The 11,051-nt window shown below is 71.1% G+C and carries 8 protein-coding genes; 2 read left to right on the top strand and 6 right to left on the bottom strand.

All coding sequences use genetic code 11. The features are described 5' to 3' along the window. Positions 1-2 precede the first annotated feature (2 nt). Together ABWV20_RS09985 and ABWV20_RS09980 are read right to left on the bottom strand one after the other, a co-directional pair. Complete coding sequence (locus ABWV20_RS09985; protein WP_353354975.1) at positions 3-470, bottom strand: hypothetical protein; 468 nt, start codon at positions 468-470, stop codon at positions 3-5. A gap of 129 nt (positions 471-599) precedes the next feature. Next, a complete protein-coding gene (locus ABWV20_RS09980) occupies positions 600-2,654 on the bottom strand; it encodes an MMPL family transporter (protein WP_353354973.1) in 2,055 nt (684 codons plus the stop codon). Positions 2,655-2,713: 59 nt separating this feature from the next. Here ABWV20_RS09980 and ABWV20_RS09975 point away from each other — a divergent pair, with 59 nt between their 5' ends. After that, on the top strand, positions 2,714-3,187 hold the full coding sequence (locus tag ABWV20_RS09975; RefSeq protein WP_353354971.1) for a MarR family winged helix-turn-helix transcriptional regulator: 474 nt from the start codon (positions 2,714-2,716) through the stop codon (positions 3,185-3,187). A gap of 157 nt (positions 3,188-3,344) precedes the next feature. Here ABWV20_RS09975 and ABWV20_RS09970 read toward each other — a convergent pair whose 3' ends face one another. The 3 genes from ABWV20_RS09970 to ABWV20_RS09960 form a co-directional block, all read right to left on the bottom strand. After that, entirely contained in the window at positions 3,345-5,363 is a 2,019-nt protein-coding gene (locus ABWV20_RS09970; RefSeq protein ID WP_353354969.1) for a hydantoinase B/oxoprolinase family protein, read from the bottom strand. 1 nt (position 5,364) lies between these two features. Further along, complete coding sequence (locus tag ABWV20_RS09965) at positions 5,365-7,515, bottom strand: hydantoinase/oxoprolinase family protein (protein WP_353354968.1); 2,151 nt, start codon at positions 7,513-7,515, stop codon at positions 5,365-5,367. A gap of 684 nt (positions 7,516-8,199) precedes the next feature. Beyond that, entirely contained in the window at positions 8,200-8,523 is a 324-nt protein-coding gene (locus ABWV20_RS09960) for an antibiotic biosynthesis monooxygenase family protein (RefSeq protein WP_353354966.1), read from the bottom strand. 96 nt (positions 8,524-8,619) lie between these two features. On the opposite strand from ABWV20_RS09960, the gene ABWV20_RS09955 reads away from it, so the two are divergent. Next, on the top strand, positions 8,620-9,999 hold the full coding sequence (locus ABWV20_RS09955) for an MBL fold metallo-hydrolase (protein ID WP_353354964.1): 1,380 nt from the start codon (positions 8,620-8,622) through the stop codon (positions 9,997-9,999). 211 nt (positions 10,000-10,210) lie between these two features. On the opposite strand, the gene ABWV20_RS09950 is transcribed toward ABWV20_RS09955, so the two are convergent. Then, complete coding sequence (locus ABWV20_RS09950) at positions 10,211-11,029, bottom strand: SDR family oxidoreductase (protein WP_353354962.1); 819 nt, start codon at positions 11,027-11,029, stop codon at positions 10,211-10,213. Between the last annotated feature and the right edge of the window lie 22 nt (positions 11,030-11,051).

Raw genomic sequence — 11,051 nt, 5'->3', positions numbered from 1 at the left:
GGTCAGGTCGTCGGCTGCTCGAAGCGGCGGTCCGCCAGGTAGCCGAGCAGGGCCAGGAGGACGACCTGGGCGCCGGTGATGACTGCTGCCCACAGACCGATGGGAAGGTCGCTGATCGCCTCGTACTCGAAGACGCCCTCGCCGAGCAGCCCGATGCCGAAGACGACGAAGAGCAGGAGCACAGCGATCTGGACGCCGGCTCCCAGCAGGTGGAGGGTCCGGTTGTCGAGCGCGAACAGGATCACCGCACCGATCCCGTAGGCGACGGCGAGCCCGAGGTAGCCCCCGTAGGTCGTCGTGTCCGTCGCGCCCGGCTCGAGCTCGGCGTTCCTGACGAGGAGCATGAGCACCACGTAGAGGAGCGCGACCGCGGCGCTCATGGCGGCGGCGACGTAACGGACCGTGCGGCGCGTGCCGGCGCTCTGCGTGTGGACATCGCCGTCGGGGACGTGGCTGGCTGTGACGTTCATGATCCACCCTCTTCGTCGAGGTCGTTCATGCCATCAAATCAGCCGTATGCCCGATCTCGCCATGCTCCAAATCAGCCAAATCGCTCACGCCGGCACGGGTCGACTGACCGGCCGCGGCGACGCCCTCCCCTAGACGGGCTGGGGCGCTGCCTCGACCTGGTCCTCGACACGGGAGACACGACGTGGCCACCAGAACCGGTCACCGAGGATGAGCGCGATGGCCGGGACCACGAGGGTCCGGACGACGAGGGTGTCGAGCAGGACGCCGACGCAGATGATGACACCGACCTGGGCCAGGACGACGAGCGGCAGGACGCCGAGGACGGCGAAGACGGCGGCGAGCAGGATGCCGGCACTCGTGATGACCCCGCCGGTGGCGGCGAGGCCGCGCAGCATGCCCTGCCTCGCGCCGTGGTCGCGGGCCTCCTCCCGTGCCCGGCTGACGAGGAAGATGTTGTAGTCCACGCCGAGGGCGACGAGGAAGACGAAGGCGTAGAGCGGGGCGGTGTCGTCGAGCCGCTGGAACCCGAAGACCTGGGTGAAGAGCACCCACGACAGGCCGAGGCTCGCGACGAACGTGGCGACGACCGTCGTCACGAGGACGATCGGGGCGACGACCGAGCGCAGCAGCAGCATGAGGACGACCAGGACGAGCACGAGGATGAGCGGGAGGATGAGGGCGCGATCGCTCGCCGAGGCCTCGGCCGTGTCGAGGGCAGCTGCCTCCGTGCCTCCGACGTGGGTGCCGGCCTGCCCCGCCACTGCCGCACGGAGGCTCTCGACGCCCTGCCGCGCCTCGTCGGTGGACGGTGCTCCCGAGAGGACCGCGTCGATCTGGGTCACGCCGTTGCCCTGCGCGCTGACCTTGGCAGAGGCGACCCCGTCGGCTCGCTCGACGGCAGCGAGCACCGCCTGCGCGTCGCCCGTGGTCATCACGATGGCCGGGTCGGCGGCGCTGGCGGGGAACGACTCGGCGAGGCGCTCGGACGCCGTGATCGCCTCGGGCTTCTCGAGGAACTGGTCCGAGACGGACAGGCCGGTGTTGATGCCGAGGGCACCCAGGGACATGGCGAAGAGCGCCGCTGCGCTCACGGCGACGACGGTCCTGGGGCGCGCTGCGACGACGTCGCCGATCCTGCGCCAGACGGAGCGGGAGTCGGCGAGGGCCGGCTCGCCCTCGTGCGGGATCTTGGGCCAGAAGACCCATCGACCGAAGACGACGAGGGCGGGGGGCAGCACGAGGAGCGCGAAGGCCGCGGCAACGACGATCCCGACCGCGGATGCCACGCCGAGGCCGCGCGTGGCGGGGAAGGCCGACAGGGCGAGGGTGAGCACCCCGAGGACGACCGTCGATGCACTGCTGATGACGGCCTCAGCCGTGCGCGACACGGCCACCGCCATCGCGCGTCGGCGGTCAGCGTAGCGGCGCAGCTCGTCGCGGTACCTCGAGATGAGCAGCAGGGCGTAGTCGGTGCCGGCGCCGAAGACGAGGACGGAGAGGATCCCGACGGTCGACTCGTCCCAGGCGACGTCGAAGAGCTGGAGGGTGTGAGTGGCGACCACGGTGGCGACGCGATCGGCGATGCCGACGACGGTCAGCGGGATGAGCCAGAGGATCGGACTTCGGTAGGTGACCACGAGGAGGATCGCGACGATCGAGGCCGTCGTGATGAGCAGCCGGACGTTGGCCCCGTCGAAGACCGCTGAGAGGTCGGCCTCGATCGCCGCGGGCCCGGTCACCTGTGCGCTGAGGCCCTCCGGGAGGTCTGCCTTGGCAGCCGTGCGGATCTCGCCGACCACGTCGGCCGCGGCGGGCGCGTTGGCGGCCGACACCGGCACGACGACCAGCGCGGCGGTCCCGTCCTCGCTGGGCACCGCAGGCATCCCGGTCGCGCCGGGCAGGCTCGCCGCTCGCTCCGCGATGGCGGTCCGGTCCTCCTGGGTCAGTGGTGCGCCATCTCGGCTGAAGAGCACGACGGCAGTGGAGTCGTTGGACTGGGGCAGGCGCTCGCGAAGCTCCGCGGCGCTGGTGCTGTCGGCCCCTGCCGCCACGGTGTCGGTGACCCGTGGTGTGCGGTCGGCGTCGCCGACCAGACCGATGACGGTCCCGGAGGCGAGCAGGGCGATGGTGGCGATGAGCCCGGCCCACCACCGGGCGGTGAGACGATCGGCCAGTCGTGACACGGTTTCTCCAGATACGATGAGGGAAAGTCTGTAAGGATCTTACTAAGTTGGTTAGCGAAATGGCGAATGCCCCGTCCGAGGCGATGCAGTCAGCGGTGCCCGCGTGGCGACCCAGCCGCACCTTGGAGGCCCTCCAGGAGCTTCTCGACGTGGCCGACGAGCTGCCCGACGTCGTGGCCCGGCGAGCGGGCATGTCGGTCAGCGAGCTGCACGCCTTGAAGCACCTGTCGGCGGAGCCGCTCGGGCCGGTCGAGCTCGCGCGCCGGCTGCGGATCACCTCGGCGGCCTCGTCCGGAGTCGTCGACCGCCTCGTCGCCCACGGCCATGCGGAGCGGCGACCGCACCCGGACGACGGCCGGCGGACGGTCGTCGTCGTGACCGCCTCGGGCCGGGCAGAGGTGATCGGCTGGCTCCGCCCGATGTTCGAGGCGCTCGCCTCCCTGGAGGCCTCGCTCACCGATGGCGAGCGCGCTGTCGTCGAGACCTACCTCACCGGCGCCGTCGACGCGATGCGGACCCTGCTGCGCACCTGAGCCCCGGCAGGTCGGGAGCCTCCCGTCCCACTCGAGTGGCCCCGGTGTCCCCCGGTGGGTGGGGACAGCTGGGCCACTCGACGCGTGCGACGCGGGGGGCTGGAGCGGGACCCCACGGGACCCGGGGAGCGAGCCCAGCGGCATCCGGCCGCTCAGGTCACACCCAGTCGACCTCCGCCGCCGTCGCGCCGGACGCCAGCCGCGCGTAGCCCGGCCCGCGGTCGAAGAACGGCTGCGGGGTCATCTCGCGCGCCGCGCGCAGCTGCGCACGCAAACCGTCCGAGGCGGCCACGTCGACGACGGGCTCGTCCTTGGTGCCCGCGGCGACCACCCCGTAGTCCGATCGCGCGCCGTCGAAGGACACCTTCCCCCACCGCAGGTCGCGCTCGACCTCGTCATAGGGCCGTTCCAGCGGGTCGCCCCACCCGCCCCCGCCGGTCGTGCGGATCCGGATCACCTGGCCGGCCCGCACGGGCTCGTCGTTGGCGAGGGCGTCCACGACCCGCTCGGTCGGGCCGCCGACGTCGATGGTCACCTCGAAGGGGCGGCCCGCCTTGCCGCCCTTGACCCCCCAGCAGGAGAGGATCGAACGGTCCGCGATGGACATGAAGCTCGCGTCGCGCAGCATCCGGATGTGCTTCTCGTAGCCGAGCCCGCCCCGATGGCGCCCCGCGCCACCCGAGTCGACCGCGAGCCCGAGCCGCTCGACGATGAACGGGAACCGGCTCTCGGTGAACTCGGTCGGCAGGTTGCGGCTGTCGGGGACGACGTGGATGGTGTCCTCGCCGTCGGCGTAGTAGCGCCCGCCCGACCCGCCGCCGAGCACCTCGCGCATGAGGTAGTCGTTGCCGTCGCGGTCCTTGCCGTAGACGCCGGTGTAGCGGATCGTCTCCTGGTCCGCGGGCATCTTCCCGTCGACAGCCTTGGCCACGACGCCGGCCAGCACGCCGAGGAGGCGGAGGATGACGAAGGTCCGCGCGTTGGTCGGCGCGGGGTAGATCGGCGTCAGCAACGTCCCCTTGGGCGGGAACCGCATCTCGATGAGCGGCACGATGCCCTCGTTGACGTCGAGCTCGGCCATCCGCTCGGGGGTGTCGGCGAGGTTGCGGAGGATCGGGGCGAGCCACTTCTTGAGGAAGTTGCCGCCGACGTAGTCGCCGCAGTGGTTGATCGGCCCCTTGGCCTGCGGGCTCGTCCCGGTGAAGTCGATGATGATCCGACCACCGTCGTCGCTCGTCTTGGTCAGGGTGATCCGCTGGGTGTGCAGACGCGGCTGGTCCACGCCGTCGTGCTCGGCGTAGTCCTCCCACACGTACGTCCCGTCAGGGATCTTGGAGAGGATCTCGCGGCGGTAGGTCTCGGTCGTCCTGTCGAGGATCGCGTCGAACGCCGCCTCGATGGTGTCGCGGCCGTAGCGCTCGAAGAGCTCCGCCAGCCGCCGGGCGCCCATGAGGCAGGCGGAGCACTCGGCGTCGAGGTCGGCGGCGAGGGAGTCCGGCATCCGGGAGTTGCGGGTCATGATCCGCAGGGCGGACTTGTTGGGAACTCCGCTGTCCCACAGCTTGATCGGTGGGACGGACAGGCCCTCCTCGAAGACTGATCGGGCGTTGGAGGGCATCGACCCGGGCACGGCCCCGCCGATGTCGTCGTGGTGGCCGAAGGCCTGGACGAACGCGACGACCTCCCCGAGGTGGAAGACCGGAACGGTGACGCACAGGTCGGGCAGGTGTCCGATGCCGCCCTCCGACTCGTAGACGTCGTTGTGGAAGAACACGTCGCCCTCGTTCATCTCCGCGACCGGGAAGTCGCGGACGATGGGGTGGACGAGGGCGGAGTAGGACCGGCCGGTCAGCTTGCGCAGCTGGCGGTCGTGGATGCCGGCGCGGAAGTCGTGGGCGTCGCGGATCATCGGGGACCGGGACGTGCGTGAGATCGCCGTCTCGACCTCCATCTCGACACTGGCGAGGGTGCCCTCGACGATCTCGACGAGGATCGGGTCGACCGTCGTCCCTTCCGGGGTGAGCCGGTTCCCGTGCTCGTAGGCGGTGGGCAGGCCGGCCGGGTTCGCCGGTGGCTCAGCAGAACCAGGCCGTATGCCGCTGGGCTCGCTGCCGCTCGAAGCGGCCCCGTCCTGGGGGGCGAGCTTGGTGACGGCGGTCTGGCAGGACAGGCACATGTCAGGCTCCCCCGGTGATGACGAGGTTTCCGAGCGCGTCGACGCGGACCGTGAAACCGGGATGGACCGGCACGGTCGAGCCGAACTCCTCGATGACCGCCGGGCCCTCGATCTCGTCGCCGGCGCGCAGGTCGGGCCGCCACCAGACCGCCGTCTCGACGTAGCCGTCGGCGGCCTCGAAGCAGACCGGCCGGCGCGACGTCAGGGCCCGCTCTGCCAAGGGGGTCGACTCGGCCGTCGCCGAGGCGATCTCGCGGAGCTCAGGGCGAGTGATCGGGCCGATGCCGGTGACGCGCAGGTTGACCCACTCGACCTGCTGCGTGGGGTCGTCACGGAAGTCGTAGCCGTACGTGGCGCGGTGCCCGGCGTGGAAGCGGGAGGCGACGTCAGCGGCATACGGCTCGTCGACGTCACCCTCCGGGGCGGGGACGCGAACCTCGTAGGCCTGCCCGAAGTAGCGGAGGTCGACGGTCCGCGTGTAGCGGTGCGTGTCCCGGGGGAAGCCCTCCACGTCGAGGGCCTTCGCCGCCCGGTCGGTCAGCTCGGCGAAGGTCTTCTGGACAGCGCCGTGGTCGAGGTGGGCGTGGCGGGCGACCGCCGTCTGGACGTAGTCGTTCTTGACGTCGACGGTGAGTAGCCCGAACGCCGAGACGTTGCCGGGGTTCTGCGGGACGACGACCCCCGCGAGCCCGAGGATGTCGACGAGTCGGCAGGCCAGCAGCGAGCCGGAACCCCCGAAGGTGGTCAGCATGAAGTCGCGGACATCGAGACCGCGTTTGACGCTGACCTGGCGCAGGGCGTTGGCCTGGTTCCACGCGGAGATCTCGAGGATCCCGGTGGCGCAGCGGTCGACGTCGAGGCCGAGTCGCCCGGCCAGCGCCTCGATGCCGCTACGGGCCGCCTCGACGTCGAGGGGGATCTCGCCGCCGAGGAGATGTGGCGGGATGCGGCCGAGCACGACGTGGGCGTCGGTGATCGTCGGCTCCGTGCCGCCCTTGGCGTAGCAGAGCGGCCCCGGGTCGGCGCCGGCCGACTGCGGGCCCACCTTGAGCGTGCCCTCCGGCGAGATCCACGCGATGGAGCCTCCGCCCGCCCCGACCGTCACCACGTCGATCATCGGGATCTTGCTCGGGTAGGCGCCGACCGTGCCTTCCGTCGTGAGGGTCGGCTCGCCGTCGAGGACGACCGAGACGTCGGTGGAGGTGCCGCCGCCGTCACAGGTGAGCACCTTCGGGAAGCCGGCCCGCCGGGCGATGAGGCCGGCGCCGAGCGCGCCGGCCGCCGGACCCGACAGGACGGTCGTGATCGGCTGGTGGACCACCTCGTCGGCAGAGAGCACCCCGCCGTTGCTCTTCATGACGTAGAAGGGCAACCCACGGGGGGCTTCGCCCCCCGTGCTCCCCCCGGAAGACCCGCGTGGCTGGCTCAGGAAATCATCGAGTCGTCGGTGGATGTTGGCGACGTAGCGGGAGACGCTGGGCTTGACCGCGGCATCGACGAGGGTCGTCATGGAGCGCTCGTACTCGCGGTACTCCCGCAGCACCTCCGAGCTGATCGACACGACGGCCTCGGGGTGCTCCCTCAGCAGCACCTCGCGCAGCGCGAGCTCGTGCGTGTCGTTGGCGTAGGAGTGCAGCAGGCACACGCCGATGGTGGTGATCCCGCGGTGGCGGAACCAGCGGGCGGCGGCGACGGCGCCCTCCTCGTCGAAGGGCCGGACCTCGTTGCCCTCGAAGTCGAATCGCCCCCCGACGGTGCGCACGAGGTCCGCGGGCACGATGCGCGGCGGCTTGACCCAGAAGTACGAGTTGCCGTACCCGTCGGGCACGGCCTGTCGGGCGATCTCGAGGATGAACTCGTAGCCCTCGGTCGTGATGAAGCCGAGCCGGTCGACCTTGCCCTCGAGGAGCTTGTTCGTCGCCACCGTGGTGCCGTGTGAGACGGCCGAGATGTCCTCGCCGGTCGCACCCATGACCTCGAGCACCTTGCGCAGGCCGTTGATGAAGCCGTCGGCGGGGTTGCTCGGCGTCGACGGGGTCTTCGTCGTCACCAGCTCGCCGGTGTGCTCGTCGAGAGCGACCACGTCCGTGAAGGTCCCCCCGGTGTCGATGCCGATCCTGATCCGTCGGGCCGGGGCCCCTCCTGCGGGCATGCGCGCTCCTCGGTCGTCTCCGTGCTGTGGTGCTCCAGCGATTCAACCGGGCCGGTGGGGCGCTTTCGTTGGCACAACCTGCCAATGGAAGCCACTCGGGCCGCGTAGATCCGCCACGAGCCGGGAGGCGGACCCGCCTCCCGGCTCGCGCGGTCCGGTGCCGGTCAGCAGCCGCCGTCCCCGGCTTGTCGGGGGAGCCTGACGGGCATCCGTCCCCGTTGTCCACCAGCCAGGCCATCGCACTGACGGCGTCCTCCTCGGAACCGAAGACCATGATCCGGTTCGCGGTGGCGCAGCCGCCAGCGGTCGATGTTGTGGTTGACCATGACCCGCCGGGTGTAGGCGTACGCCTGGCCCTGCCGGACGCGTCCCCACGCGAGATACGTCTTGAGGAGTGCTTCCTGGGCCCAGGTCCTCGCCGCGGGCCCGACTGCCTGTGATCAGCGTTGCTGCATGGACCAGTCGAGACTGGTTCGCCCTGACGAGCTCGGTGAATTCGTCGTCGCTTGCGCTCATACCCCCGTGTCCTTCGCCTGGTGGTGAGACGTCGGCAGATGACCGACACCCACCGATACGTGAAACATCCCGAAAAGGGTTGCGAGGGTGGGTCGCGTGGGCGCCCGCACCGACTGGGTGGCACGGTGGAGCGGCGACTTTTGAGGCCGCATCGGTGAGGTTCGTGCGTCAGGGGGTGGAGCCGCCTGCCACCTCGTAGGACCACAGCTCGGCGCTCATGCCGACGGGCCGCGCGGCCTCACCCTCGCCCGTCGCGGGGCGCGCGTGGCCCTGGCCGAAGGCCCTCGAGCTGGTCCACGCCTCGAAGGCCGCCTCGTCACGCCACCGCGTCACGACGAGCCACGTCGTCCGGTCGTCGGTCGGCTTGAGCAGCTCGAAGCCTTCGAAGCCGTCCTGGTCGTCGACCGCGCCGGCCCGGGCGGCGAAGCGCCGGGCGAGCTCGTCGCCGCTGTCGGCGGAGACGGTGATGGCATTGATCTTGATGACGGTCATGCTGAGAGCATGCCTGAGACGAGCTCGGGAAATATACCCCCGGGGGTATGAGTTAGGATCGGTGAAACAGGCAACCGCCCAGCCAAGGAGCACGCAATGCGTTTCACGCAGTACTACCTCGACTGCCTCTCTCAGGCGTCCTACCTCGTCGCCGACGACACCACCGGCCAGGCCGTCATCGTCGACCCGCGCCGCGACGTCGCCGAGTACCTCGCGGACGCCCGTGAGCACGGCCTGACCATCGTCGGGATCATCAACACCCACTTCCACGCCGACTTCCTCTCCGGCCATCTCGAGCTGGCTCGCGAGACGGGCGCCTGGATCGGCTACGGCGCCGCGGCGCAGCCGGAGTTCGAGGTCCGTTCGCTGGACGACGGTGAGCGCATCAGCCTCGGCGACGTCACCCTCGAGATCATGTCCACCCCGGGCCACACCCCCGAGTCGGTCAGCGTCCTCGTCTACGAGCACGCCGACGACGAGGTCGCCTACGGCGTCCTCACCGGCGACGCGCTCTTCATCGGCGACGTCGGCCGCCCCGACCTGCTCGCCTCGGTCGGCGTCACCGCCGAGGAGCTGGGCCGGATGCTCTACGACTCGGTCCAGCACAAGCTCATGGGCCTGCCCGACGAGGTCCGCGTCTTCCCCGCCCACGGTGCCGGCTCGGCGTGCGGCAAGAACCTCTCGACCGAGAAGCAGTCCACGATCGGCGAGCAGCGCAAGCTCAACTACGCCTGCCAGCCGATGAGCGAGGAGGCCTTCCTCGACGTCGTCACCGAGGGCCAGTCGGCTGCCCCCGCCTACTTCGTCTACAACGCGACGCTCAACAAGGCCGAGCGTTCGGTCCGCGACACGGACGCGACGATCCCACCGCTGACGGATGAGCAGGTCGACGAGGCCCTCGCCGCCGGTGCGATCCTCGTCGACGCCCGCGACCAGCAGGAGTTCGCCGCCGGCCACCTCAAGGGCTCGATCAGCATCCCCACCGACGGCCGCCTCGCCGAGACCGTGGGCACCGTGCTCGACCCGACGCAGCAGTTCGTCATCCTCGCCTCGGACGAGGAGGCCCAGGAGACGGCGGTGCGCTTCCACCGGATCGGCTTCGACCACGTCCTCGGCCACGTCGCCGACCCGGAGAGCTACCTGCTCGCCCGCGAGGACCGCGTCGAGCGCTCGAGCCGGCTCACCGTCTCGCAGGTCGAGGAGATCTGCGAGAGCGAGCAGGTCCAGCTCCTCGACATCCGCAACATCGGTGAGCTCGCGGGCGGGACGATCCCCGGCGCCGTGCACCTGCCCCTGGCCGAGCTGCCGGGTCGGATGGGCGAGCTCGACCCGCAGAAGCCCGTCGTCCTCTACTGCGCCGGCGGCTGGCGGAGCAACGTCGGGGCGAGCCTGCTTCGCGCCAAGGGCTTCACCGACGTCTCCGACATCGTCGGCGGCTACAACGCCTGGGCCCTGACCCACGCGCTCGCCTACTGACGCGCCACCGACATCGCCTTCTCGGGGCCCCGACCGCTCGGTCGGGCCCCCGAGCGTCTCCTGTGCGAGCTCGTCCGCCGGTCCTACGAGCGGCTGACCTCCGGCGTGTGGCCCAGCCGCGCCGCCGAGCCCGACCCGGCCTCCTGATGGGACGGGAGGCTGCCCACCGCGCGTGGGCACTCGGGGAGCTCAGCGGCATACGGGATGGGGGTCAGGGGCGGCGCCAGGAGGAGCCGGCCTCGTCGTGGCCGTGCGCGGCCATGAGCATGAGCCCGCCGTCGACGGCGTAGGACGACCCCGTGACGTAGGCCGACCGAGGCGACGCGAGGAAGCCGATGACGGAGGCCACCTCGTTGACGTGGCCCGGGCGGCCGAGCGGGTTGCCCGGCCGCTCCTCCCGGTAGGCGTCCTGCTCCTGCTGGCCCGTCATCTCCGTCGCGATCTCGCCCGGCGCGACCGAGTTCACGGTGATCCCGTGCTCGGCCAGCTCGAGGGCGAGGACCTTGGTCAGCATGCCGAGCCCGGCCTTGGCGGCGCAGTAGGCGGCCGAACCGACACGGGGGACGTGCTCGTGGACGCTCGTGACGTTGATGATCCGTCCTCCGTGGCCCGCCGCGACCATCCTGCGCGCGGCCCGTTGGGCACAGAGGAACGGGCCCGTCAGGTCGGTGGCGAGGACATGGTTCCAGGTCTCGAGGGGCAGGTCCGCCGCGAGCTCGGACTGCCCCGTGCCGGCGACGTTGACGAGGACGCCGAGCCCGCCGAGCTGGTCGGCGAGCTGGTCGACGACCTCGCCGGCGTCCGGCCCTGACGCGTCGAACCGCGCCTGCACGCATCGCTGGCCGCGAGTGGCGACCTCACGGGCCGTCTCCTCGGCGCCGGCGACGTCGTCATGGACGGTGAGCCCGATGTCGAAGCCCTCCGCCGCCAGCAGCAGGGCGGTCGCGCGGCCGATCCCGGAGTCGGCGCCCGTGACGACGGCGAGCCGGGGGAAGGAGCCGCGGGGGTTGGTCTCGTCGTGGATGCTCATGGTCCTGCTCCTACCCGTCGCG

The sequence above is a fragment of the Intrasporangium sp. DVR genome, assembly GCF_040365325.1.
Classification (GTDB): domain Bacteria; phylum Actinomycetota; class Actinomycetes; order Actinomycetales; family Dermatophilaceae; genus Intrasporangium.
The sequence above is the reverse complement of the archived record's forward strand: the minus strand, read 5'-3'. Positions and strand labels throughout refer to the sequence as shown.